This window comes from Acinetobacter sp. YH12027 (assembly GCF_013420085.1).
In the GTDB taxonomy this organism is placed as follows: Bacteria; Pseudomonadota; Gammaproteobacteria; order Pseudomonadales; family Moraxellaceae; genus Acinetobacter; species Acinetobacter amyesii.
On the sequence record NZ_VOYW01000019.1, the window covers coordinates 1 to 24,434 of the forward strand.

Annotated in this window: 25 protein-coding genes; 10 read left to right on the forward strand and 15 right to left on the reverse strand. The window is 39.2% G+C overall.

The genetic code is table 11. The features are described 5' to 3' along the window. On the forward strand, window positions 1-95 hold a 95-nt coding region (locus tag FTT94_RS08595), incomplete at its 5' end, for a transposase domain-containing protein (protein ID WP_179993438.1). A gap of 310 nt (window positions 96-405) precedes the next feature. Here the strand turns inward: FTT94_RS08595 and FTT94_RS08600 are convergent. From FTT94_RS08600 to msrB, 3 genes are all read right to left on the reverse strand, one after another. Beyond that, on the reverse strand, window positions 406-816 hold the full coding sequence (locus FTT94_RS08600) for an energy transducer TonB (protein WP_180103207.1): 411 nt from the start codon (window positions 814-816) through the stop codon (window positions 406-408). Window positions 817-1,028: 212 nt separating this feature from the next. Then, window positions 1,029-1,517 (reverse strand): glutathione peroxidase, encoded by a 489-nt coding sequence (locus tag FTT94_RS08605; protein ID WP_111885907.1) that lies wholly within the window; start codon window positions 1,515-1,517, stop codon window positions 1,029-1,031. Beyond that, window positions 1,514-1,933 carry a peptide-methionine (R)-S-oxide reductase MsrB gene (gene msrB, locus FTT94_RS08610; protein WP_078189058.1) on the reverse strand — a complete coding sequence of 140 codons (420 nt, stop codon included), beginning with the start codon at window positions 1,931-1,933 and terminating at the stop codon, window positions 1,514-1,516. The genes FTT94_RS08605 and msrB overlap by 4 nt, the downstream gene beginning before the upstream one ends. A 228-nt stretch (window positions 1,934-2,161) precedes the next feature. Here msrB and FTT94_RS08615 point away from each other — a divergent pair, with 228 nt between their 5' ends. Together FTT94_RS08615 and FTT94_RS08620 are read left to right on the forward strand one after the other, a co-directional pair. Then, window positions 2,162-3,592: a pyridoxal phosphate-dependent aminotransferase gene (locus FTT94_RS08615; RefSeq protein WP_078189059.1), complete on the forward strand. Its 1,431-nt coding sequence runs from the start codon at window positions 2,162-2,164 to the stop codon at window positions 3,590-3,592. A 230-nt stretch (window positions 3,593-3,822) separates the two neighbouring features. Then, window positions 3,823-4,998 (forward strand): YbfB/YjiJ family MFS transporter, encoded by a 1,176-nt coding sequence (locus tag FTT94_RS08620; RefSeq protein WP_180170610.1) that lies wholly within the window; start codon window positions 3,823-3,825, stop codon window positions 4,996-4,998. 317 nt (window positions 4,999-5,315) lie between these two features. On the opposite strand, the gene FTT94_RS08625 is transcribed toward FTT94_RS08620, so the two are convergent. Then, on the reverse strand, window positions 5,316-5,468 hold the full coding sequence (locus FTT94_RS08625; RefSeq protein WP_180106655.1) for a hypothetical protein: 153 nt from the start codon (window positions 5,466-5,468) through the stop codon (window positions 5,316-5,318). 406 nt (window positions 5,469-5,874) lie between these two features. Further along, on the reverse strand, window positions 5,875-7,128 hold the full coding sequence (gene icd, locus FTT94_RS08630) for an NADP-dependent isocitrate dehydrogenase (protein ID WP_180004095.1): 1,254 nt from the start codon (window positions 7,126-7,128) through the stop codon (window positions 5,875-5,877). Between the two features lie 189 nt (window positions 7,129-7,317). On the opposite strand from icd, the gene FTT94_RS08635 reads away from it, so the two are divergent. After that, entirely contained in the window at window positions 7,318-8,106 is a 789-nt protein-coding gene (locus tag FTT94_RS08635; protein WP_180004000.1) for an rRNA large subunit pseudouridine synthase E, read from the forward strand. An 81-nt stretch (window positions 8,107-8,187) separates the two neighbouring features. Here FTT94_RS08635 and FTT94_RS16660 read toward each other — a convergent pair whose 3' ends face one another. Both FTT94_RS16660 and FTT94_RS08645 read right to left on the reverse strand, forming a co-directional pair. Beyond that, the gene (locus tag FTT94_RS16660) at window positions 8,188-8,943 is read right to left on the reverse strand and encodes a hypothetical protein (RefSeq protein WP_257228620.1); all 756 of its coding nucleotides are present in this window, start codon (window positions 8,941-8,943) and stop codon (window positions 8,188-8,190) included. 64 nt (window positions 8,944-9,007) lie between these two features. After that, window positions 9,008-10,711 carry a M61 family metallopeptidase gene (locus FTT94_RS08645; RefSeq protein ID WP_180170611.1) on the reverse strand — a complete coding sequence of 568 codons (1,704 nt, stop codon included), beginning with the start codon at window positions 10,709-10,711 and terminating at the stop codon, window positions 9,008-9,010. Between the two features lie 180 nt (window positions 10,712-10,891). Between FTT94_RS08645 and FTT94_RS08650 the strand changes: the two genes are divergently transcribed. The 3 genes from FTT94_RS08650 to FTT94_RS08660 all read left to right on the forward strand — a co-directional run bounded on the left by FTT94_RS08650 (window position 10,892) and on the right by FTT94_RS08660 (window position 14,229). Then, window positions 10,892-12,205 (forward strand): D-alanyl-D-alanine carboxypeptidase PBP6B, encoded by a 1,314-nt coding sequence (locus FTT94_RS08650; RefSeq protein ID WP_306669395.1) that lies wholly within the window; start codon window positions 10,892-10,894, stop codon window positions 12,203-12,205. Between the two features lie 103 nt (window positions 12,206-12,308). After that, on the forward strand, window positions 12,309-13,610 hold the full coding sequence (locus FTT94_RS08655) for an NAD(P)/FAD-dependent oxidoreductase (protein ID WP_180113970.1): 1,302 nt from the start codon (window positions 12,309-12,311) through the stop codon (window positions 13,608-13,610). Window positions 13,611-13,746: 136 nt separating this feature from the next. Further along, on the forward strand, window positions 13,747-14,229 hold the full coding sequence (locus tag FTT94_RS08660; protein WP_078189067.1) for a peptidylprolyl isomerase: 483 nt from the start codon (window positions 13,747-13,749) through the stop codon (window positions 14,227-14,229). 156 nt (window positions 14,230-14,385) lie between these two features. On the opposite strand, the gene FTT94_RS08665 is transcribed toward FTT94_RS08660, so the two are convergent. The 6 genes from FTT94_RS08665 to FTT94_RS08690 all read right to left on the reverse strand — a co-directional run bounded on the left by FTT94_RS08665 (window position 14,386) and on the right by FTT94_RS08690 (window position 20,380). After that, window positions 14,386-15,165: a M48 family metallopeptidase gene (locus FTT94_RS08665; RefSeq protein WP_078194384.1), complete on the reverse strand. Its 780-nt coding sequence runs from the start codon at window positions 15,163-15,165 to the stop codon at window positions 14,386-14,388. Window positions 15,166-15,277: 112 nt separating this feature from the next. Beyond that, window positions 15,278-15,586 (reverse strand): hypothetical protein, encoded by a 309-nt coding sequence (locus FTT94_RS08670; RefSeq protein WP_078194385.1) that lies wholly within the window; start codon window positions 15,584-15,586, stop codon window positions 15,278-15,280. A gap of 97 nt (window positions 15,587-15,683) precedes the next feature. Then, window positions 15,684-16,487 (reverse strand): M48 family metallopeptidase, encoded by an 804-nt coding sequence (locus FTT94_RS08675; protein ID WP_180170612.1) that lies wholly within the window; start codon window positions 16,485-16,487, stop codon window positions 15,684-15,686. A 564-nt stretch (window positions 16,488-17,051) separates the two neighbouring features. Further along, a complete protein-coding gene (locus tag FTT94_RS08680; protein WP_180088508.1) occupies window positions 17,052-18,371 on the reverse strand; it encodes an adenylosuccinate synthase in 1,320 nt (439 codons plus the stop codon). Between the two features lie 66 nt (window positions 18,372-18,437). Then, complete coding sequence (locus FTT94_RS08685; RefSeq protein ID WP_078189072.1) at window positions 18,438-19,604, reverse strand: ATP phosphoribosyltransferase regulatory subunit; 1,167 nt, start codon at window positions 19,602-19,604, stop codon at window positions 18,438-18,440. Window positions 19,605-19,924: 320 nt separating this feature from the next. Further along, window positions 19,925-20,380, reverse strand: a complete 456-nt coding sequence (locus tag FTT94_RS08690) for an Lrp/AsnC family transcriptional regulator (protein ID WP_078189073.1) — start codon at window positions 20,378-20,380, stop codon at window positions 19,925-19,927. A gap of 142 nt (window positions 20,381-20,522) precedes the next feature. Here FTT94_RS08690 and FTT94_RS08695 point away from each other — a divergent pair, with 142 nt between their 5' ends. Then, a complete protein-coding gene (locus tag FTT94_RS08695; RefSeq protein ID WP_180050088.1) occupies window positions 20,523-21,269 on the forward strand; it encodes an AzlC family ABC transporter permease in 747 nt (248 codons plus the stop codon). Beyond that, window positions 21,266-21,565, forward strand: a complete 300-nt coding sequence (locus tag FTT94_RS08700; protein WP_180003989.1) for an AzlD family protein — start codon at window positions 21,266-21,268, stop codon at window positions 21,563-21,565. Before FTT94_RS08695 ends, FTT94_RS08700 begins: the two co-directional genes overlap by 4 nt. A gap of 158 nt (window positions 21,566-21,723) precedes the next feature. Here FTT94_RS08700 and FTT94_RS08705 read toward each other — a convergent pair whose 3' ends face one another. Continuing rightward, on the reverse strand, window positions 21,724-22,026 hold the full coding sequence (locus FTT94_RS08705) for a hypothetical protein (protein WP_168379360.1): 303 nt from the start codon (window positions 22,024-22,026) through the stop codon (window positions 21,724-21,726). Between the two features lie 200 nt (window positions 22,027-22,226). Next, window positions 22,227-23,255, reverse strand: coding sequence for a type I glyceraldehyde-3-phosphate dehydrogenase (locus FTT94_RS08710; RefSeq protein ID WP_180042042.1), 1,029 nt, complete (start codon window positions 23,253-23,255; stop codon window positions 22,227-22,229). Window positions 23,256-23,517: 262 nt separating this feature from the next. On the opposite strand from FTT94_RS08710, the gene FTT94_RS08715 reads away from it, so the two are divergent. Continuing rightward, on the forward strand, window positions 23,518-24,246 hold the full coding sequence (locus FTT94_RS08715) for a hypothetical protein (protein WP_180027215.1): 729 nt from the start codon (window positions 23,518-23,520) through the stop codon (window positions 24,244-24,246). Window positions 24,247-24,434: the final 188 nt, after the last annotated feature.

The window sequence follows — 24,434 nt, forward strand, 5'->3', positions numbered from 1 at the left end:
CCTATTTAAGTGATGTGCTGAAAAGGTTGCCGACACATAAAGTGACTCAGATTGAAGAATTGCTACCACACCGCTGGAAACCTAAATCGAATTAAAAAATAGGCATGGGGTTCAGCGGACGCTTACTAATCATCTAGCAATAATTACTTATAAACAATTATTGAGAAATCACTGAAAACCATTAGAAATCAAATGTACCACCCAATTTAAATGTTCGAGGTTCGCTCAGTGTTAAACGCTGTATGAAAAATAAGTATGATCATAACGGATTGTTGTAAAGCGAATAGATAAGCAGACATCTGAAAGGTTTTAGCTAGTTGCAAAGTAATATCTTTCATTATCAATTAGATGCACCAGTAATAACAGATCATTTATGGAACTCAAAATTTGCCTTCTGCTATAAGCTTATTGAGGTGGATGAAGAGTAAATTCATGTTCAACGGTATAACTGAGATTTTTATCAACCATCGGAATAGGTTCAAGTCGCGCAACTAATAAGGATTTTTGTACTTTTTGATCAAAGTTTTTAGAGCCTGAACTTGCAATGAGTTTTGAGCCACCAATATAGCCTGTTGCAGCAATCACTGTAAGCTGTAGCTTGACAGGTTGTTTATATGTTTTCATCTCAGACGCAGACAGCACATATTGCGGTGCATTTACCCAAGAAACTTCATACATTTTCGGTTTTACATGTGGATCAATTACATCTGCAACACGCGTAGGTTGGTATTCTTTTATAGGTGTTTTTAATATTTGCAATAATGCGTTGACCCGAGCATCTGTAGTAAGGTCTAGATTGCTTGCAACAACAGACATTTTTGTAGGTTCAGATGCACTTGGATTGCTATCTGCCCAAGCTATCTCCACACATACGAGTAAAAAAAACGTTAAAACACAAATTCGACGTTTAACCATCTGCTTAAACAATGTTATGACCTTCAAATAAAGACACTTCAGTATAAAACATCCAAAAAAATAAAGACGCTTCCGCGCCTTTATATCAACCTCAGTTCGGCCAATAATTCACTTCATTTTGACTGAGCTAAAGCTTTTTCAATATCTTCATTCAATGTTTCAGGCTTGGTCGTGGGTGCATAGCGGTTAATAACTTGCCCATTTTTGCCAATTAAAAACTTGGTGAAGTTCCATTTAATACCATTACCCAATACGCCTTTCGAGTTATTGGTTAAATAACGGAAAATCACATGCGCTTCAGGGCCTTTTACATTCACTTTGGCAAACATCGGAAAAGATACGCCATAGTTTTTTTGACAAAACGCGCCAATTTGATCATTCGAACCCGGATCTTGTCCGCCAAATTGGTTGCATGGAAAACCTAAAACCTCAAAACCTTGATCTTTATATTGTTCGTAAATTTTCTCCAAACCAGCAAATTGAGGAGTAAACCCACATTTACTAGCGGTATTTACAATTAATAAAACCTTGCCTTCATAATCTGCAAAGGATTTATTACTTCCGTCCAGTAATTCTGCTTCAAACTGGTGAATGGTGGTCATGGATAAGTTTCCTCATCATTTTTTTCTTTTGTTTCTAATTCTAAGGATGCCGAATTAATACAATAACGTAATCCAGTCGGCTGTGGGCCATCAGCAAAAACATGCCCTAAATGTGCGTCACAATGATGACAAACAATTTCTGTTCTGACCATACCGTGTGTCGTATCTACATTTTCTTCCACCGCAGCAGGTTCAATTGGCTTATAAAAGCTCGGCCAACCACAACCGCTATCGTATTTTGTTTCAGAAGAAAAAAGCGGTTCCCCGCAACAACGACATACATACGTGCCAGCTTGTTTCGTATTCCAATATTTTCCAGTGAAAGCTTGCTCCGTGCCTTTCTGACGCGTTATGCGAAACTCTTCTGGCGACAATTCTCTTTGCCATTCTCTTTCTGTTTTATTGAGTTTTCCCATGATGACGTCCCTTTATATCGTGGTATTTAAAATAGGATAATCCTATATTTACGTCATTCAATCTTAAATTTCTAGTCTTTATTCAACAATTTACAAAATCTATATAATGACCCAAAAAGCAAAAAGTAAGCAAATATAAAATCGTGGTGAGCAAAATGCCAAATTAAATGCTTTTTTGTGAGCACCTTTAGTGATAATCTTAGCGCTACTCTTGCTCAGGATTAAAAAATGTCGCAGAAAAAGAGCGTAATTTTTAAAAATCTGCTGCCCGTGATCAAACAATATCAACAGGCAGGGTTTACGCATGAAAAAATAGTTGCTTTACTCAGAGACGAACATCATCTCGATTTAGTAACGACCGAGACATTTAAAAGCTATTTATACCGTTATGCAAAAGTGACCTCCACTCTTTCCGAGAATATAAAAATGCCGAATACGTTTAACACCCCCCGCGAAATTAAGAAATCGTCTAAGCTCGAGCATGTTTGCTACGACATTCGCGGACCAGTGTTGCGAGCGGCCAATGAGATGGAAGAGGCTGGCCATAAAATTATTAAATTAAATATTGGTAACCCTGCTCCTTTTGGTTTTGAAGCACCTCAAGAAATTATTAACGACGTGGCACTCAACCTGCCTAATGCAATTGGTTATACCGACTCAAAAGGCATCTTCCCTGCGCGTAAAGCGATTTGTCAGTATTATCAACAAAAAGGCATCTTAAACATGCACGTCAATGACGTGTATGTCGGAAATGGCGTATCTGAACTGATCGTGATGGCAATGCAAGGCTTGCTCGACGATGGCGACGAAATGCTAGTGCCTATGCCAGATTATCCGCTTTGGACAGCAGCAGTTAACCTTTCTGGCGGTACAGCTATTCACTATAAATGTGATGAAGAAAATTTCTGGTATCCAGATATTGCCGACATGGAAAGTAAAATCACCCCTAATACCCGCGGTATCGTGGTGATTAACCCGAACAACCCAACAGGTGCGGTTTACCCACGTCATGTGCTTGAGCAAATTGTAGCTCTTGCGAAGAAATACGACTTAATTTTATTTGCTGATGAAATTTACGACAAGATCGTTTATGACGGTATTGAGCACGTCTCTGTTGCGTCATTGGCAGGTGATCAGTTGTGTATTTCTTTCAATGGCTTATCGAAAGCATACCGAATTGCAGGTTACCGTTCGGGCTGGATGGCAATTACAGGCGATAAATCACGTGCGCTCGACTACATTGAAGGTTTAGACATGTTGGCGTCGATGCGTCTGTGTGCCAACCACCAAGCGCAATATGCGATTCAAACAGCTTTAGGCGGTTATCAATCAATTAATGATCTCATCCGTCCGGGCGGCCGTTTATATGAACAACGTAACATTGCTTGGGAAATGTTGAATGATATTCCAGGTGTATCTTGTGTGAAACCAGAGGGTGCAATGTACTGCTTCCCTAAATTGGATCCTGAAATTTACCCAATCCAAGACGATGAGAAATTCATGTTAGATTTCCTCCGTGCTGAAAAAGTGCTTTTGGTTCAAGGTACAGGTTTTAACTGGCCGACACCTGATCATTTCCGTGTGGTGTTCTTGCCTGCTGAAAATGAACTACGTGAAGCACTCACTCGTTTAGGTCGTTTCTTGGCGAAAATGCGTTAATTCATAAGTGCTTTAAAAATAAAAAACCGTACGACGTGTACGGTTTTTTATTACTGTATCTTTAAATTTGACTTCTTACTGTACTCACACCACAGCTATCTTTTTGAATAGTTAAGTTTTTAATAATTTATTTTGAGCTTAGACCTTAGTCAAAACTTTAAGATCTGTTGATTTTTCTATAGCCTATTCATGTTATTTTTTAACCAATCATAAAAATACATGAGTACAGGATGTTCTCTAACAAAATTAAACTGAGCCTATTTCTCTGTCTAAGCATGTGCCTAGGCATCGGGATATTACGTTTTTCCTATACCGCACTCCTCCCTTCAACCCGTGAAGCATTTGGTTGGAGCCCAAGTTTTGCCAGCATCTTAGGCAGTGCCAATTTGCTCGGCTACTTGATCGGTGCATTTTGGGCCATGAAAGTACCCCAAAATAAAAGCATGGTGAATTATATCCAACTCGCAGCTATTGCAGGGACACTCAGTTTACTCAGTTGTGCATTTTCAGGTTTTTCAGAACTTTGGTATAGCACTTGGCGCGTTATTTCAGGGATCAGCGGCGGCTTACTAATGATCCTCTCCCCAAGTGTTGTGGCCCAATGTTCACAGCTTCAAGACCGCTTTAAAATCAACTTTATTGGTTTCAGTGGTATTGGCTTGGGGGTCTTAATGGCAACGCTATTTTTGCCTTACATCCAACAAATGCCGACAAAGTGGGCTTGGTTGATTTTATTTTCTTTTTCAAGCCTGATTTGTATGTTACTCAGCGTGCTTTTAAAAGGTTTTAAATCACAGCTCACAACATTCACCACGATTTCAGCTGCAGAACATAAAGTTGATGGGATATTCTATTGTCTCTTAATCGTGTATAGCACCAGTGCTTTTGCTTACGTGCCCCATTCATTATTTTGGATTGACTATTTAACTCACACCCTACACCTCAGCCCGATCGGGATCAATTTCAATTGGATTTTATATGGTCTAGGGAGTGCTTTAGGGGCATTTGTTGCTTACTGCCTAGCACAAAAACTGGGAAATATTAGCGCTCTTAAAATTTTATATAGCTGTTATGTCTTCGCGATTTTTATAGCGATTATTAATATCCATCCACTTTTTACTTTTTTATCTTCTTTTGCGACAGGCTTGCTCAATCCAGCAGTGGTTTTTCTCACCTCTTATACCATTTTGCAAATCTATGGTAGCGCCTATAAAAAGCTCTGGAGCATTGCAACTCTGTGCTTTGCATCTATTCAATTGATCGGTGGTTTAAGCTTTAGTTTTTTACAGCGAATTGGTATTGATTATTCACAGCAATTTATTTTGGCCGCATGCGTACTCTGCATTGGAACAATGCAACTCTTTTGGTTCACTCGAACAGCAAAATTGAGCAAAAATCTCGTCTAGGCAAATCACAAGACATTCAACTGCATCACCATTCACACATACAAAAGTCATGCATACAAAGAAAAGACCTATATAAATAGGTCTTTTCATTTTGATAAAGAGTGAATGGGCTAAGCTTTTTTCAGCTTTTTCTTTAATTTTTTCAGAGCAGAATTATGCTTTGAAATTTTGTTCAACCTCGCTTTAATTTCCTTTTTAAGTGATTTGGTTTTCTTAGACAAATTCATCTCCTTCTCGTCTACGTATAAAACTTAAATTTCGATCAATTAGAAAATCGTTTGACCAAATGAACTTTGACTCACAAAGTCTTTAGCCTATTAATGATGTTGTTGACGCTGATTTCGTTGATGTGGCTGTTGTTTCTGTTTCTTCTGGTCTTGTTGCTGTTGCTGTTGCTGTTGCTGTTGCTGATCATTTTGCTGCTGTTGTTGATCAGATTGTTGGTTTTGTTGATGCTGTTTACGAGACATTTCATTTCTCCTTTTTCATCACAAATATCGCAATGTACTGCTGCTAGGTGTACTTCTACTAAAGGACAACAACCAATGTACCGCTAATTTTCATGGAACCAACCCGATAAATGTTTCGAATTACGTCATTGTAAAATTTCTGGAGAATAATTAATTTGAAATCAATCCCCCTCTATTTTCTGCATTACTTAAGTTCACTCGAATAGTGTGGTTTTAAACTTTTAGTAACATGACAAGCATGCCAGACCATCTGATTGATTGCGTGAAGTCACCTTTTGATTGCTGTATTTTGAATTGTATTGAGAAGCTATGATTCTGTGTTTTTAATGTTTAGTCCTAAAAAAGGACTAAATCATTCAGTCCTTTTTTCACCTATCATTTTTTACACTTAGATTGGCAAATAAACTCAGTCCATATGCTCAATGATGGCTTGTCCAAACTCCGAACAACGTAATAGTTTTGCACCTTGCATGAGTCGTTCAAAATCATAGGTCACCGTTTTGGCTTCAATGGCACCTGCGATCCCTTTAATAATTAGATCTGCCGCTTCAGTCCAGCCCATATTTCGCAGCATCATTTCTGCAGACAGAATAATAGACCCAGGGTTTACTTTGTCTTGACCCGCATATTTAGGTGCAGTGCCATGTGTCGCTTCATAAACTTGTACCGCGCCACCAATATTAGCACCCGGTGCAATACCAATGCCGCCAACTTCAGCCGCTAAAGCATCTGAAATATAGTCACCGTTTAAATTTAGGGTAGCAATGACTGAATAATCGGTCGGACGCATGAGAATCTGCTGTAAAAAAGCGTCCGCGATCGCATCTTTAATCACGATTTCTTTGCCCGTTTTTGGATTTTTTATTTTGACCCAAGGACCACCATCTAGCAATTCACCACCAAAGCGCTCAAGTGCGACTTCATAACCCCACTCTTTAAACGCCCCTTCGGTATATTTCATGATATTACCTTTGTGCACCAAAGTGACATTCGGCTTATCATTATCAATGGCGAATTGAATAGCTTTACGTACCAAACGCTGAGAACCTTCTTTAGATACAGGCTTAATCCCGATACCGCAATTTTCCTCAAAGCGAATCTTAGTGACGCCCATTTCCTCTTTAAGAAATTTGATCATTTTCTTGGCTTCAGGCGAATCTGCTTTCCATTCGATCCCTGCGTAAATATCTTCTGAGTTCTCTCGGAAGATCACCATGTCTGTACGTTCAGGATGCTGAACAGGTGAAGGAACGCCCTTAAACCAACGTACTGGGCGCACACAGACGTAGAGATCTAATTCTTGACGTAGTGCAACATTTAGCGAACGAATGCCACCACCGACAGGCGTCGTTAACGGCCCTTTAATTGAAACCACAAATTCGCGTAAAGCCTCAAAGGTTTCTTCGGGCATATAGGTGCCATAAATTTTATTGGCTTTTTCACCACAATAGACTTCCATCCATTCTATGGCACGTTTTCCACCATAAGCTTTTTGTACTGCGGCATTCACCACGGTTTTCATCACGGGCGTGATATCAACACCTATACCATCGCCTTCAATAAACGGAATAATTGGATTATTGGGAACATTGAATGATAAGTCTGAATTTACTGTAATTTTTGTCCCATCCACTGGAACGACGATCTTCTGATAACCCATTTTTATGATCCTCCCTGAGAAGCGAGTGAAAAAATAATTGCTGTTTGATAAGACTTTTAATTGCGCTTCACGCATAATACTCTAAAGCAAATCTACCTTTTTTGAGATTTAGATGGGAAATAGCTGCATTTCCCTGTTGAATAAATCTTAACCAATTTGAATTATTGTATTTAATAGAAGTTATTTCCTATGAAAATCGTCATCTTAAACAAGCCATATGACGTGCTCTCCCAATTCCGTAAAGACGAAGCGCATATGACCATATCTGACTTCGTGGACGATCCTAGTCTACGTATTGCAGGTCGTTTAGATATGGACTCTGAAGGTTTGGTATTTTTAACTGATCATGGTGGTTTAAATCAGTACATTACCAACCCTGAAAATAAAAAGTTCAAAACCTACTTAGTGCAAGTCGATGGCGACATCACAGAAGAAGCACTTGAGCAATTACGTAAAGGCGTTGAGCTGAAAGACGGTATGACGTTGCCAGCCAAAGCGATCAAAGTACAACAACCAGAATGGTTATGGGAACGTGATCCTCCTGTACGTTTCCGTGCAAACATTCCAACCTCTTGGATTGAAATCCAAATTTGTGAAGGCCGTAACCGCCAAGTTCGTCGTATGACTTCAGCAGTGGGTTTCCCAACCTTACGTTTAATTCGTACACGTATTGGTGCAATCGATTTAGTTCAATTGGCTTTAGAACCAGGTGAAACCAAAGAAATTGAACCGTTACTTTACCCTGACTTTCAAAATGTACCTGCAGAAGAACCTTACCGTTCGCGCTCTTATGTGAAAAAACCAGGCGGTACAGGTGGTAAGCCAATGGTTCGTAAGAATAAAGACGGATCCGTGAAAAAGTCAGGTACAAAACGTATCTGGCAAATGGATGAGAGCGAAAAACCAAAACGCCGTACCAATGGTACAACTCGTCCGAATACTAAAGCCCCACGTGGCCGCGGTCGTAACGGACGTTGATATTATTTCTTAAAAATCAGTTTGAAAAAAGCTTACACCAGTGAGCTTTTTTTCAATAAAAATGAATCTTTGAAGCATAATTTATACAACTTTACTTGCTACTAACGAATCTCTCAGTGATGGCTTTAATACTTGAACCTCACCTGTTTCATGTCTTAATATTCTATATGAATAAATATTTTCAGTTTCTAATCCGTAAATATTCTGAAATCTCATCTTAAATTTAAAATCCAAATCATTGATTTTTGCTGATAAAAAATCATTAGTATAAGTGTCATTCAAACAATCTAGCCTTAATTTAAATTCAATAGACTCATCAACTAATATTTTCATTTCACGCTGATAAATTGTGTCATCCAAAGTCATTAATAAAACAATTCTTGATTCATTAATTCTCGAATAAACACTAAAAATTAATGAGCATAACTTTTCAGGCTTATTAGTTAATAGATCTCTAATATCAACAATTTCTAATTTTGGAGTGCATAATTCTAAGTAAGGTTGGCATGAATTATGATTCATTCTCAATTGTTCTGACTGTAGCTGAGCAAGATACCCTTGCTGTTTAACGCTCTCCTTCATCTCATCAATTTGCAATTGAAGCGCTCTTTCTTGCTGTTCCAAAGCTTTGGTATTTTGATCCAACTGTTTACCTTGTTGTATATACCCCATAATCAGCCAAAAGAATGCAATTGGCGCAAAAATGCCTGCAAGAGCATCTCCTAATTCATTTAAAGATGATGGAGATTCTAAACCTCCAAAAAACCAAACAATAATAATTACAGTCAACCAAATGCCTGTAATAGCAATACCCCAATTTAAACTTTTTTGATTCATCTTTTACTAATAAAAAACCCATACCTAAGTATGGGTTTTACATGAAAATTAAATACTTATCAAATTAAGCTTTTAACCACTTCTCAGCTTTAGCCTGATCTTCAACTTTAAGTTCCACTTCCGACAATTCTGAACTTGCTGCTTTCACTTCAAAGCTCATCAGTTCATCGCGGCGGAATGCCAGTACGTTATAAGCTCCGTCTTGCTTGGCATATTTTTCTACCAATTTAACGGTCGCTTTTAGACCATCAATCGCAATAATCACATCGTTCGCAGACAAACCAGCTTTTGCCGCTGCACCATCACGGCGAGCAGACTGAACCAACACACCTTCAGGCTTATCAGCCAGTTTTAGACCAAATGGCAATGATTTGTCATTTTTTAGCGTATAGCTGAAGCCAAACTCAGGGAACAACTGATCTAACGGCAATTCATCCGTAGTATTAATCAAATGATTGATTTGTTCTAACCAATCATCACCTGTTAATTCATTGCATAAATTGAAAATAGTCCGTTCATTCACTTGAATGCCGTTTTGTGCGTTTTCATATAGCTTACGCATTAAGGCATCAAGACTTGAACCACGTAGGCGTAAGCCAAGGTCTAAACACAGCGCCACGAGGCAGCCTTTGTTGTAGTAACTGGTACCTGCATTATTTGAGTTTTCATCCTGGCGGTAGAATTTCACCCATGCATCAAAGCTTGACTCAGCAACAGTTTGAATTTCACGACCTGGATTTTGTAAATAGCGATCAATTTGTGCTTTCAAAAGCTTGATATATGAATCCTGATTAATCACGCCGCTGCGCAATAAAATCAAATCATCATAATACGATGTAAAACCTTCAAATATCCAAAGCAAAGAAGTGTAGCCTTCTTTGTTCAAATCATAATTCACAAAGTTTTCTGGACGGATAAATTTTACTAACCATGAATGGAAATATTCATGGCTGCATAAACCTAAGAAACGTTGATAATCTGCCGAAGGCTCTACAGGTTCATTGGCTTTTGGTAAATCATCACGTGGGCTAATTAAACTCGTACTGTTTGGATGTTCCAAACCACCATAGCTATTCGCCGTTGCCATGGTCATAAAGGTATAGTCTTTAAAAGGTGCCGAACCAAACATTGAAATTTCAGTCGAACAAATTTTTTCGATGTCTTGCTGCATACGCTGCGCGTTCATGGCATGTTTGCCCGACACCACAAACTCGTGTGGAATGCCGTTGGCTTCAAAACTAAAATGGGTTTGTTCCGCCAGTTCAAACGGTGCATCAATTAACTGGGCATAGTTATCTGCATATAAGGTATAACGACCTTTCACTAAACTTTTTGACTTCAATCCAGTCGCAAGTTGGAAATGCTTTAACTCGGGTGGCAAGAAAACTTCAACCTCAATGGCTGTATCTTCTTGGTCAACTAAACCTAAACATGCGCAAGCTGGATTGACATATAAACGGCTTTGATCGACATAAGCCCCACGGACCGATAAATCGAAGGCATATACATCATATTCAACCGTGATCAACTCATGATCTGTATTGAATAAGCGCCATTTATTTTTTTCAAATTTCTCAATTTGTAACAAACGCCCATCTTCATCATATGCTCGAACAGCTTCAATATGCTTCGAAAATTCACGGATTAAGTAACTTCCGGGAATCCAAGTAGGCAGCGAAAGTACCTGTGTAGGATTTGCCAAGAAACGTGCAGTGACATGGACTAGATGTTGACGATAATCGTCAAATTCGATTTGATAATGCAACATAATGGGCGATATAAAATAAATAAAAGATAACTTATCAATTAGATTAACATTTTTTACAACTGAATGCGGAACTGTCGCAATTGTCTACAATTATGACTAGTCAGCAGAAAAAAAAAGGCATAGCATGCCTAAAAATTTTTTCGTTTTACCACCAACGGAATGGTTGGTTAAGGAACCTCATTGAAACACATGATTTACCTCATCGCGCTGCTTAGTTTTCTATGCTCCACGATAGCAAATGCTGCCCTTTTAAATATTGTCCCTGAAACCGTTGAAGCTGAAGCTTGGACCATTTTAGACCCTCAGTCGGGTCAGGTGATTGCAGAACATAATAGCCATGTTCAGCGTGCCCCTGCTTCACTTACCAAAATGATGGTGGCTTATATTGCTTTAAAGGAAATTAAAGCAGGTCATTTAAAGAAAAATGAAATCTTAACCGCAACCCCAGTCGTACAAGTGGTTCAATGGGATGAATCACAAATGTATCTCAAAGCTGGTGAACAAATTTCAGTTGATCAGCTTTTAGCAGGTCTTGTGGTCATGTCAGCCAATGATGCCGCAGTGACTTTAGCTGAACGCATTTCTGGTGATATTCCAAAATTTATTGAACGCATGAACAAAGAAGCTAAAGCTTTGGGCATGAATGACACCAATTTTCAAAATCCAGCCGGTATTACCATGCCAGAACATTATTCATCGGCGGCTGACCTTGCACGTTTAGGGCAAGCACTGGTGACTGACACACCTGACTATTTGTATTATTCAAAACAACAAAGTTTTAGTTATAACCAACGCTTCCACCGTGCAACCAATATCTTATTAAAACAAGATCCCACCGTTGATGGCTTAAAAACAGGTTTTACTAAAGCTGCAGGTTATAACTTAGCTTTAACAGCCAACCGTTTGATCGCGAATCCTGACGCGCCAGAACGTCGTTTGATTGTTGTAGTATTAGGGGCAAAAAGTGGATTAAAACGTGCAGAAGTAGCACACAACCTCATGAACTTGGCTTATACCTATACACGTAATGAAGTTGCAATCAAAGATAAGCAATTAATTGCAGAATTACCTGTGGTTAAATCAACCTTGAAAATGTTTAAGGTGGAAACTCAACAACCTAAGCTGATTACAACTTCGCTTTATGATCAAGCTTATGCCATCGATTTAAAAGCTTTTGATCCTACACAGCAACGTATTCTTTTAAATACTGGCAATGGCCAAATTCAAGCCATTGAACCACTTCATGAAACACAGACTAAACTGAGTGTTGAAGTAAATGAAAAAGAACTCACTGCGCCTTTGGCTGAAGTAATGAAATTAGCCACCGTTACTGTTTATCAAAATAATCAGCTGATCAATACCTTTGATATCGAAGATGACGTGCAAATTGAAGAAGCCAATATTTTTGAGCGTTTCATGATGTGGATCAAAGGCCTTTTTAGCATCTTTAATACGGATGCAGCAGAAGTTAAAACCTACCCTTTAGGTCAATGATGTGATTATGTAACTTGTAAGACAATTCGTTATTTGTGCAATAAAGAAGATGACATACTCGTGCCATCTTCTTTTTTTCAACAATAATAAAATAGGTAATTCAATGAATAACGCTGATGACTCCAAGTTACACCATATTGTCATTGTCGGTGGTGGTGCTGGTGGTTTAGAACTGGTTACGCAACTCGGTGATTTACTCGGGAAAAAAAAGAAAGCACGCATCACCCTCGTAGATATGAAACTCACGCATGTCTGGAAACCCCTCTTACATGAAATTGCCGCAGGTACAATGTCGGTTAGTGAAGAAGAAATTAACTATTATGCGCATGCTGCGAAGCATAATTATGAATTTGTCTTGGCTAAGTTTGAAGATATCAATCCTGCTGAAAAAACCATTCAGCTTAGCAAAGTCCAACAAGGTAAATATGAGTCTACTCAAGAACAACTGCAACTGAGTTATGACACCCTTGTTCTTGCTTTAGGCTCAGTTTCCAACGATTTCAACACGCCGGGCGTGTATGAACATTGTCACTATTTGGACAGCCTGCAACAAGCTGAAATCTTCCAACAAGATCTCTTACAGTTGTATTTGGATGCACAAAATAGTAATACAGCACGTGAGTTGAAAATTGCCATTATTGGCGCAGGTGCAACGGGTGTTGAACTTTCAGCAGAATTGGTTGAAGCAAAAAATAATTTTTATAAATATGGTTTAAATAAAATTCATCCTCAAAGCGTACAGATCAATTTGATTGAAGGTGCTGATCGGATTCTGCCTGCACTCCCTGAAAAAATGGCCGAGCATGCACAGCAGCAATTACAACGTATGAAAATTGAGGTCTTAACCTCTAAACGTGTGGAAAAAGTCGATGCTGAACATGTCTATTTTAATGATGGAAGCAAAATTAAAGCCGAACTAAAAGTTTGGGCGGCAGGCATTAAAACACCAAAAGTAATTTCTAAACTTGAAGGCTTTGAAAAAGACCACATGGGGCGTTTAAGTGTATATGCAACACTACAAACTAAGGCACACCCAGATATTTTCGCCTTTGGTGATTGTGCACATTGCCAACCGCGTGCAGATGAGCCTGTCCTCGGCCCACGCGCTCAAGTTGCTAGCCAACAAGCGTCATTTCTCGTGGATTGTTTAAAGGCGCGTATCCGTGGTCAACAACTCCCAATGTTCGTATTTTCAGACAAAGGCTCCCTAGTCTCATTAAGTAAACATAAAGCGGTTGGTGAACTTTTAGGTCAGGTCAATGTTCAAGGCTTTGTTGCCAAATCAATGTACGTTTCACTTTATCGAATGCATCAAGCCACAATTTACGGCTACGCACATGCAGGACTATTAACGGCTAAAGATTTTGTTACACGAAAAATTGCGCCTAAAATTAAATTGCATTGAAATTTACAGATTTGCCCCGATTAATGAAAAAATCATCATAAACATTTAAAAATTGCATTTTTTTGATAAATTTAGTCTACAAAAGTGCAATTTCACTTTATGATGTAACCCTTAAAAAATTGAATGGATCAATAACATGACTGCTATTGCAAATAACTCTGTGGTTTCTTTCCACTACACATTGACTAATGCAGAGGGTGAAACTCTCGACCAATCTCAAGGTGAGCCACTAGCATATTTGCACGGCGCTGGTAACATCATTCCAGGTCTTGAAAAAGCTCTTTTAGGCAAAACAGTTGGTGAAAAATTCACTGTAACTGTACCTGCTGCTGAAGGTTATGGCGAATACAATCCTGATCTCGTTCAAGAAGTTCCTGCTCAAATGTTCCAAGGCGTGGACAACATCCAACCAGGTATGCAATTCCAAGCTCAAACTGATGACGGCGTTCAAATCGTGACAGTTAAAGCGGTTGAAGGCGACAACGTTCTTGTTGATGCGAACTTTCCACTTGCTGGTCAAGATTTAACTTTCGAAGTTGAAATCGTTGAAATCCGTGAGGCTTCTGCTGAAGAACTTGAACACGGTCACGTACACGGTGCAGGCGGTCACCACCACTAAGATCTTCCAATCTCTAGTGCAAGAAGGCAAAGTTTTTACTTTGCCTTTTTTATTGCGCCTGATATAGGTATGCCATATAAGAACTTTTCAAACTATTAAATACAAAAAAGCAGGCCACGGCCTGCTTTTTTAAAACGGATAATTAATTCTTATGAATTAACGACGTTGGTTATAAATCTGCTGCGCTGCTGGTAGATTTTTACGCATCGCTTCAATACGTTGTGAGTTTGATGGATGCGTAGACAGGAATGATGAACCTCCCGCACCTTCAAGCTTGTTCATTTTTTCCCAAAGTGTAATCGCCGCTTGTGGGTTATAACCTGCACGTGCCATTAACATTAAACCACCTTGGTCAGCACGGCTTTCTAGAGAACGTGAATACGGTAACCCTATACCGATTTGACTACCTAACTGCGCGGCCGCAGTGCCCAATTGACCGACATTATTGCCTGCGGCACTTAAACCAATATTCAGCGCAAGATCCGTTAAAGCTTGAGCACCCAATTTACTTTTTGCATGTTCTTCAAGAGCATGGACCATTTCATGTCCCATAACCGCTGCAATTTCTGCATCAGTTAAATTTAGTTTATTGACGATACCTGTATAAAATACAACTTTACCGCCTGGAGCTACAAAGGCATTGACTTGATCAGATTTCATGACCGCCAATTGCCATTGGAACGCTTGACCCGTTTGGTTCATTTGGTCTGCATAAGGACGTAGTTTTTGGAATACAGTATTAATGCGCTTATATGTACTCGAAGAGGTATCGAGCTGATTTTTAGAACGCGCATCTGTCACCATTTTGTTATAACTTTGTGTTGCTTGCGCGTTCAATGTAGCAGTATCCGCTCCTGCCATATCTGCCACTGTCGCACAGCCCGAAATCGTCATTACACCGGCCATACACAGGCTCGTTAAAATTATTTTTTTCATTAAGGCTACTCCAGACCATTAAAATATAAGTGAATTTATGGATATTATATTCTTATGGTTTGGAGCTTAAAACGAAGTTGTAGCGACTTATAATAGTATTTATGTAATTTTTTTAAGCCGAAAATTGAAGAACCAACCAATAGATTAAACAAACCACATTCAAGCCCAAATACACATGCATTAATGGCTTAATTTTTTCTTCTAACTGCACATTTTTTCGCTTAAAAAATAAGACAGCATTTTGTATCAAAACTATGGGCACAAGAATACAGGCAATAATCACCGACAACCCAATCAGGGCTTGATAAATTAATTGTGGATCTTGAGTTTGGGCACGAATGATCATCATAGCAATAGTGGGTGCTCCCCCCATCGCAAATAATAAAGAATAAAAAATGGTGGTCGAAATATTCTTTTGCATCCTGCACTTCTCTTCCTAATTCAAATTGCATTTTAGCAACTCAACACAAAGTGTGTAGCGTACTAAAATGCAACTTTAGTCTTGAAAACCGCAGATATTAACGACGTACACTCGAAGGTGTCGCATTTTTATAAAATTGCTGCGCTTCTGGCATCATTTTTTGCATGGCAGCAATACGATCATTATTGCTTGGGTGTGTAGACATAAATTTGCTCAGTGCATCATTGCCACTGTTGTCATTCGCATTCATTTTTTTCCACAAAGAGATCGCTGCTTCTGGGTTATATCCAGCTTTTGCCATCATCACTAGGCCACCTTTATCCGCGCGGCTTTCCAAATTACGTGAATACGGCAAGCCCACACCAAATTGACTACCCAAATCAAGCAAGGTTGCACCATAGCCGCCTGCAGCATTGCCTACATATTGTGAACCGATACTCACCGCAAGATTGGTCAGTGCTGAAGCGCCAATTTTATTTTTTGCATGTTCCTCTAAGGCATGAACCATTTCGTGACCCATGATTGCTGCGACTTCATCATCCGTCAGTTTGAGGGTTTCGACGATTCCTGTATAGAAAACAACTTTCCCGCCGGGTGCAACATAGGCATTGATTTCTTTAGACTTGATCACGGCAACTTTCCAATCAAAAGCCTGACCCGTTTGATTCATCTGATCTGCAAATGGTTTCATTTTCCAGAAAACACGGTTTACTTTTTGATAAGTTGCAGACTTGGTATCGAGCACTTGTTTGGTCTGAGCGTCTTTCAGCATTGCGTTATAAGACTGTGTTGCTTGTAAGTTCAAAGATGCAGAATCAGCACCTGCAAGATCAGCAATCGTGGTACAACCTGATAAAGAAGCTGCTACGGCAAAGCATGCCAAAGTTTTTTTATAATTCATCATGATCTCTAGTTATTTATAAAGAGTGTCAAATATATACAAAAAATTGACTGACTCAATATTTTTATGCTTATTTTTTTCAAAATCTTTATTTTTCCATTATTTAAATTTAATATCTGATGTTACCCCGTAAAAATATTTTCACATTTTTTAAATACTTTTAAGTATATTCGGCGGAGTCTTACATCTAGGGTTTAAATAAAGGGATTAGCCTTCGGCTGGAGGTACCTCTTACGAAACGTTGTTTCTCATTTGGCAAAATGAGAAGCGTGCTTCGCAAGGAAACCATCTTGCGGTGCAATGCACCTCACCGACAAAACTCGTTCACTAGTGTCAAATTATTCACAGTATTGCAAAAACATTTTTGATTAAAAGTTGTCCTGTCTCAAACACTTGCGGATGACCTTACCGCGTATCATTCTTTTATTTGAATCAAATGGCACTTCGGATGTTACTAAGTATTATCAGTTTATAATACATGTCGTTTTTTGAAGTTTTATTCTTCGCTATATAAAAAAAGCCCCGCTTTCGCGAGGCTTTTTTACATCTTAATTCAACAGCACATTATGCGTCGAATGGATGACGTAATACGATTGTTTCATCACGGTCTGGACCAGTTGAAATGATGTCGATTGGACATTCGATCAATTGCTCAAGACGTTTAACATAGTTAATTGCAGCTTGTGGCAATTGATCTAATGATTTCGCACCGAAAGTAGACTCAGACCAACCTGGCATAGTTTCGTAGATCGGTTTTAAAGTTTCAAATGCAAGCGCATCAGAAGAACCTACACAACCAGAATCAGCTGCTTCGTAACCTACACAGATTTTCACTTCTTCTAAACCATCTAGAACGTCTAGTTTAGTTAAGCAAATACCAGAAAGTGAGTTTACTTCTACTGAACGACGTAGAATTTCAGCATCGAACCAACCACAACGACGTTGACGGCCAGTAGACGCACCAAACTCAGAACCTACTGTACCCAAGTGTTTACCGATCGCATCACCAACATCGTTAGCAGCATCATAAACAAGTTCAGTTGGGAACGGACCAGCACCTACACGAGTTGTGTACGCTTTAGTAATACCCAATACATAGTCAAGGTGTAATGGACCAAGACCTGAACCTGAGCTTACGCCACCAGCAGTTGTATTTGAAGAAGTCACATACGGGTATGTACCGTGGTCAACGTCAAGAAGTGAACCTTGCGCGCCTTCAAACATGATTTTCTTACCTGCTTTACGGTAAGCATGAAGTTCGCCAGTAACGTCCATCACCATAGGTTCGATGACTTTACGCCATTCGTCACATAGAGCGATCACATCTTCAACTTTAACGGCTTCAACACCGAAGAATTGAGTCAATTGGAAGTTATGGTATTCAAGAAGCTCTTCAAGTTGAGCTTTAAGATGAGCACCACCACGAACCAAGTCAGCAACACGGATTGCACGACGAGCCACTTTGTCTTCGTATGCAGGACCGATACCACGACCTGTAGTACCAATTTTCGCATTGCCACGTTTTTTCTCACGTGCTTGGTCAAGTGCGATATGGTGTGGAAGGATCAACGGACAGTTTGGAGAAATACGTAGACGTTCACGTACAGGCACGCCTTCTTTTTCTAAAACTTCCATTTCATGGATTAAAGCTTCAGGTGATAAAACAACACCATTACCAATTAAGCACAATACGTTGTCACGTAAAATACCAGATGGAATGAGGTGTAATACAGTTTTCTTACCACCAACCACAAGTGTATGACCTGCGTTGTGTCCGCCTTGATAGCGAACTACCGCAGCCGCTTGATCTGTGAGCAGGTCGACGATCTTACCTTTACCTTCGTCGCCCCATTGGGTACCAAGTACCACAACATTCTTGCCCATAATAGCCTCATTGCATCATGCTGTTAAAATTGGAAAAAACGTGTGTGCCCGCAGGCACATCCGCGATTAAATTTGTTTGATTGTCCACTCGCCATTTGCATTCACCAACTGGTGCGTTGCATATGGTGCAGAGCTTAAATCATCATTACCTAACAATTGAACCACACTGAACCCTTCGGTACGTGCTGCCTCAATTGCCTTTAATAAATCTGCTTCGATGCCTTTTGGTGCAACCAAAACTTGGCTTTTCTGAACTTGACCTGCAGTTAATGCATATAAGTCACAAGAGAAACCTGTTGCTGGACGCGCACGGCCGAAGTGTTCACCAATACCGTCATAGCGACCGCCTTGAGCCAATGGCGCAGCACGGTTTGGCGCATATACGGCATACATTAAACCAGTGTGATAGTGATATGAACGAAGTTCAACCACATCGATACCAATGTGTAGATCAGGCCAACGGGCTTGGATTGCCGCTTGAGTCGATTTCACTGCATCAAAAGCCAGTTTAAATGCTTCATTTGCCAATACATCAGCCGTTAAATTGGCTTGCAATGCATCTAAGTCACTTGCAAAACGACCTAATGTATAGAAGTCAGCACCATTTGGAATGCTTTGTGTGAATTCAGCAAGTTCAGGTAGCGCTTTACGTTGATACAAGTCAGATAACTGACGTTCAACCGCTTTACTCAAGCCAGCTTGTTTTACCATGCTGCGGAATAAACCGACATGCCCTAAATCAAGATGGATACCATCTGCATGACCTGCTTTAGCAAGCAAGTTGATCATGACATCAATCAGTTCAACGTCAGCATCAATGCTGTCTGAACCAAATAATTCTGCACCTAACTGTAAAGGTGCACGTGTGGTATTAAAACCCTGTGGCTTAGTATGTAGTACTGTACCAGCGTAGCAATAACGAGCTACACCTTCGACAGGATGTACATGCGCATCAATACGAGCCACTTGTGGTGTCATATCGGCACGCACACCAAGCAAACGACCTGAAAGTTGGTCGATCACTTTAAAAGTGGCTAAGTCTAAATCTTGATTCGATTCTGAAAGAGAAGATAGAGATTCGATGTATTCAATGAATGGCGTGTACACCAACTGATAACCTCGAGATGCGAGGAAATCTAATGCTTCACGACGCAAAGATTCAATCACTTGCGCCTGTTCTGGCAGTACATCAGCTACACCATCAGGTAATAACCATGTCTCTGAAATGGGCATGTTGTAAACCTAAATTCTTGTCAGCGCGGAACAAATCCGCATAAAAAAATCGGGAGCACACCCGATTTCTCCTAGTTTAGCACGATAGTTTTACGCTTGCACACGACTTTTTCATAAAAGATGCTTCAGCATTCATTACTTCATCAACAGCTTTAATTTTTACAACTAAATCTATGTTTATGCTTATATTTTAAAATTCTGTGAACGACATTTTTTAACCATTTGATAAAAAATAATAAGCGTCCTACTTTCTATAGATGAAGTTTTAAACAAAGTTATAAATATGATCAGGCTCAATAACTTAATTTAAGACTCGAACATCAATCCAAAGGAAGTGCTGTAGTTTGTTTAACAGCCTGTAACGGTATCTCTGTTTTTACATTTTGCACACTGGCGATCTGCGTTAAATGATGAATCTGAAACTTTCGATAGGCTTCTAAATCTGCCACGACGATACGTAAGAAAAAGTCACAATCCCCTGCCATGAGTTGACATTCAACCACTTCAGGCATCGTTTGAATCGCTGCAACAAAATCATTCACGGTTTTTGCATCTTGACCTTTTAGCCAAATCCGAGCAAATACCGTTAAACTTAAATTCAATTTTGACTGGTTCAGTAAGGCGACATATTTTTCAATATAGCCTTCATCTTCTAGTTGCTTGACCCGTCTCAAACATGGCGAAGGCGATAAACCAACAAGTTGGGCCAATTCATTATTTTGTAGTTTTCCATTTTGCTGTAATGCTTGCAAAATGCGTTTATCTATCTGATCCATCAATAAAGGCACTAAATTTCACAATAATCTTTATTTTAGCAATTTCATTGCACAATAAAAGCAATCTTTCACAAAACAGCTGCCAAATGCTGCTCAGATATCCATAAAATATTGCTTTCGATCTCGCTTCATGGAAAACGTCATGTTGATGTTTAGACAAAGTACACTCAATCATACCCATTCAGAGCATTCTATTGAGTTTAAACGAGGTCTAAAAACATCTATTCCAATGCTGCTGGGCATTATTCCTTTTGCATTAGTTCTGGGTGCTCAGGCAACACATAAAGGCTTTTCTAGTTTAGAAGTTCCGCTTTTGACTGGTCTTAACTTTGCAGGTGGTTCTGAATTTGCCATTTTGCAAGTTTGGACCAATCCCCCTAATATTCTCATGCTGATGTTTATTACGTTTTTAGTGAATAGTCGGCACCTATTAATGGGGGCGAGCCTTGTCCCGTATTTACGACATCTCCCGAATCGCACGGTTTATACCGCTTTATTTTTTATGTGCGATGAAAGTTGGGCCGTAGGTTTGGCCGATGCGCAAAAAAAATCTAATGCTTTGGGAATTCAGCGCGCCTTTAGTTTAATGTTCTATGCAGGCTTATGCTGTGCTCTATATTTGATGTGGGTCGGCTTTACCACTTTAGGAGCAATGATCGGACCGATACTTGGCGATATTAGTCGACTTGGTTTTGATATGGCCTTCCCTGCTGTATTTCTTGTTTTACTACGTGGCATGTGGAAAGGCTTTAAAGCGGCACGTCCATGGCTGGTCAGTTTGATTGCCGCATCTCTGGCTTATTTGTATCTCCCTGCGGGCTGGTATGTTCCGATTGGCGCAGTTACGGGTATTGCTTCTGCATTTTTCCTAATTGGAGATGATGTATGATCCACTCTAGCACCCTGATCGCGATTCTATTTATTGCCTTAACCACTTACCTGACCCGTATCTTGGGTTATGTGTTACTGAAAAACCGTAGCCTCACCAACAAACAACGTCAAATTATGGAAGTTGTTCCCGGCTGTGTGTTGATCTCAGTGATCGCGCCTTATTTTGTTAAAGATAATCCTGCTGATTTGATCGTGATGGCCATTACCCTATTTGCAGCATCACGTTTTTCATTATTGCCTACCGTTGTGATTAGCATGCTTTCAGCAGCCGTGTTAAGACAAATTTTGATTTAGTCCCATACGATCATATGTTGAAAAACGCGTGAACTACGATTTGAACCCAATGACAATAAATATTGAGAATCATCTTATTGGATAAAAAAATACCCATACCTTGAGATTACATGCTTCATGCAGATATCGAGCTATGGGCAGTCTTCTTTATCTTTCGATTAGCTTTGATCGGTTTTGACAACTTTTGCCAAAATGTTCACCAATTCTGCATTTTGCAATTCAACTTGCTGTAATTTGTGAGTGGTTTGATCTAATACTTCTTGCTGGATATGCATTTTCTTTGCAAGGTCTTGCATAATTTCCAAGGTCTTTTTCAGGTTGGCTTCTAGATGCACCACTTTTTCCTCGAGTGGCAAGGTTTCATGCGCGGTAGATTGCGATACGTCACGATTAAACTGTAGCCAAATTAAAAATATAACCGCCAGCGCCAATAATAAAATAAATCCCCAAAGTAACATCAACATCATGCTCAATACTCTTTATATATTTCTTTGACTTTCATCTTAAACAATAAATCGGCTGTGCTTGAATATTTTTTAAAGTTTTTCAATATTTTCGAGATACATCAACGTCATTACGCATGATTTTTCATCTAATTTTAAAAAATAAAAAAACACCTACAAGCTAGTAGATGTTTTCTATATTGGATAAGTTTGAATTTTTATAAAGAGTGAAAACTTTCACATAAATCGAGCAAGCGGTTCGCATAGCCCCATTCATTGTCATACCATGCGAAAACTTTTGCTTGCTTTCCTACCACCATGGTTTGATTCAAATCGACAATCAATGAATAAGGTGAATGATTAAAATCACTTGAGACCAAGGGCTCATCGGTTACTGACATAATTTCATGATAATCAAAACGTGCAGCTTTGCTTAACACTGCATTTAACTCATGCTTGGTGATAACTGATTGAGACACAAAACTTAAATCGATTGCAGCAACATTGATAGTCGGCACACGAATCGAATAGCCATCGATTCGATCTTCCATTTTCGGCATGACCCGTTTCAACGCACCCAGAGCTGAAGAGGTCGTTGGAATAATATTTTGACCTGAAGCTCGCGCACGACGTAAGTCACGATGTGCATGATCCAATACAGACTGATCCGCAGTCACAGCATGAATTTCTGTCATGAGTGCTGTGTCTATACCAAAGGCATCATCAATAATTTTGACTAAAGGCACCAAAGCCTGCGTGGTACACGACACACTCGAAATAATTTGATCCGTCGCTTTGACTTCATGATGATTAACACCATACACAATCGCAGCATCAACACTGTCAAACGGCGCAGCACCAATAATCACACGTTTGGCACCTGCACCAATATGCTGTGTGGCTGCCTCTCTTGATCGAAATAAACCTGTACATTCGAGTACCACATCGACATTCAGTTGCTGCCAAGGCAAAAGACTCGGCTGTGCTTCATTTAAAACTTGCACTTTGAGATGCGCTTGAGCACAAGAGATATCTAGAAAAATAGCGCCATCTTGTTCAAGAATTTCGACTTGGCCTGCAAAACGACCATGCGTGGTGTCATATTTAAACAAATGCACCATGGTTTCCACATCAGCGACATCATTTATGGCAACAATTTCATAATGAAATTCTTTTGGATTTTCAAACCAAGCGCGTAATACATTGCGTCCGATTCGACCAAATCCATTAATTGCCACTCGCTGCATGACTTACCCTTCATTTTGAAACAGTTATAAAGCGCTTATATATTAAAGGATTTCAACAATAATTCGTAATCATTAATTCTCTTAATACTTATTAAAATGGGTGTTGAGTGAAAATATTCAAAATAGCTTTTCGACTTTATAATGAAGAAAAATATTCTATAGACTATAAATCACAATGATGAAGCAAACACTACAACCATTTTATTTGTTCTGGCAAAAGCTTAAACCTACAAAGCTCTTTTACGCTTCCATCTCAATATTTTTGATATTTTTATTAGGTTCAACCGAGACTACAGCGCAAATATATCAACACTGTTCATCAGCGGAGATACAAAAATTACAACGCCTATTCTCAGACGATAATTCCTCCAATGCCAATGAACCTGTATTTCAGGACTGCATTCAACTTCAGCATAGTCGTCGATTATTAGCCCTTTCTAGTAATGCGACTGACGTGATTCAGGACAATGCGGGCAATTATGATCTAAAGCTTTATCTTATAGATAAAGGCACATTTCAAGTACTAAAAGTATTTAAGTCACCTAAAGGCATTGTGCCTACGACACGTTTAGATAATGTTCAATTTGATCTCACTCCCTATGCAAAAGATCAGGACTTGGTGGGTATTGCTTTAAAACAATCGCACATAGGCGGTATTCATTCATCAAGACGATTGCTTTACCTTTATGCCATTCAAACTGATTCAAAAATTTTAGCTGTCTTAAATGGACTAATGACCAACTACAACAGCAGTACACAAAGTGCTTGTGATGACTGGAATACTGAAGAATTGAAGCGCACCTTACACATCAGCAATCAAACCCATAAGGGCTTCCCTATTTTCTTAATCAAAGAGTCGAGCATTAGCAGCCATTACAATCACAAAAACTGCAAAGCGTCCGCTGAACATGACCAAGGTCGTTATCAGCTCAAATTTAATGGCAAGGAATACCCCATTCAACACATAAAAAAGACAGATCCTGACTTATAAGCTGATTAATTCACGCCTTTAAAATTTGAAAATGCGTTTAGGATTTAAGTAAAATTTCATCTTAAATTTATAAATAAACCAAAGTACCATTGAGTAAAAACTGCCAAAATTTTCACAACCATAATGAAAATGAATCAATTCAAATGAATTATATAAAAAGTCATATAGTTCATTGAAAATCATTGGTC

Coding starts and splice junctions, on each gene's coding strand:
- FTT94_RS08675 (WP_180170612.1), bottom strand. CDS start 16,487: ATGAATTATAAAAAAACTTTGGCATGCTTTGCCGTAGCAGCTTCTTTA.
- FTT94_RS08700 (WP_180003989.1), top strand. CDS start 21,266: ATGATCCACTCTAGCACCCTGATCGCGATTCTATTTATTGCCTTAACC.
- FTT94_RS08695 (WP_180050088.1), top strand. CDS start 20,523: ATGTTGATGTTTAGACAAAGTACACTCAATCATACCCATTCAGAGCAT.
- FTT94_RS08710 (WP_180042042.1), bottom strand. CDS start 23,255: ATGCAGCGAGTGGCAATTAATGGATTTGGTCGAATCGGACGCAATGTA.
- FTT94_RS08680 (WP_180088508.1), bottom strand. CDS start 18,371: ATGGGCAAGAATGTTGTGGTACTTGGTACCCAATGGGGCGACGAAGGT.
- FTT94_RS08690 (WP_078189073.1), bottom strand. CDS start 20,380: ATGGATCAGATAGATAAACGCATTTTGCAAGCATTACAGCAAAATGGA.
- FTT94_RS08645 (WP_180170611.1), bottom strand. CDS start 10,711: ATGTTGCATTATCAAATCGAATTTGACGATTATCGTCAACATCTAGTC.
- icd (WP_180004095.1), bottom strand. CDS start 7,128: ATGGGTTATCAGAAGATCGTCGTTCCAGTGGATGGGACAAAAATTACA.
- FTT94_RS08600 (WP_180103207.1), bottom strand. CDS start 816: ATGTCTGTTGTTGCAAGCAATCTAGACCTTACTACAGATGCTCGGGTC.
- FTT94_RS08665 (WP_078194384.1), bottom strand. CDS start 15,165: ATGAAAAAAATAATTTTAACGAGCCTGTGTATGGCCGGTGTAATGACG.
- FTT94_RS08620 (WP_180170610.1), top strand. CDS start 3,823: ATGTTCTCTAACAAAATTAAACTGAGCCTATTTCTCTGTCTAAGCATG.
- FTT94_RS08660 (WP_078189067.1), top strand. CDS start 13,747: ATGACTGCTATTGCAAATAACTCTGTGGTTTCTTTCCACTACACATTG.
- FTT94_RS08605 (WP_111885907.1), bottom strand. CDS start 1,517: ATGACCACCATTCACCAGTTTGAAGCAGAATTACTGGACGGAAGTAAT.
- FTT94_RS08635 (WP_180004000.1), top strand. CDS start 7,318: ATGAAAATCGTCATCTTAAACAAGCCATATGACGTGCTCTCCCAATTC.
- FTT94_RS16660 (WP_257228620.1), bottom strand. CDS start 8,943: ATGAATCAAAAAAGTTTAAATTGGGGTATTGCTATTACAGGCATTTGG.
- FTT94_RS08670 (WP_078194385.1), bottom strand. CDS start 15,586: ATGCAAAAGAATATTTCGACCACCATTTTTTATTCTTTATTATTTGCG.
- FTT94_RS08625 (WP_180106655.1), bottom strand. CDS start 5,468: ATGTCTCGTAAACAGCATCAACAAAACCAACAATCTGATCAACAACAG.
- msrB (WP_078189058.1), bottom strand. CDS start 1,933: ATGGGAAAACTCAATAAAACAGAAAGAGAATGGCAAAGAGAATTGTCG.
- FTT94_RS08615 (WP_078189059.1), top strand. CDS start 2,162: ATGTCGCAGAAAAAGAGCGTAATTTTTAAAAATCTGCTGCCCGTGATC.
- FTT94_RS08655 (WP_180113970.1), top strand. CDS start 12,309: ATGAATAACGCTGATGACTCCAAGTTACACCATATTGTCATTGTCGGT.
- FTT94_RS08685 (WP_078189072.1), bottom strand. CDS start 19,604: ATGCCCATTTCAGAGACATGGTTATTACCTGATGGTGTAGCTGATGTA.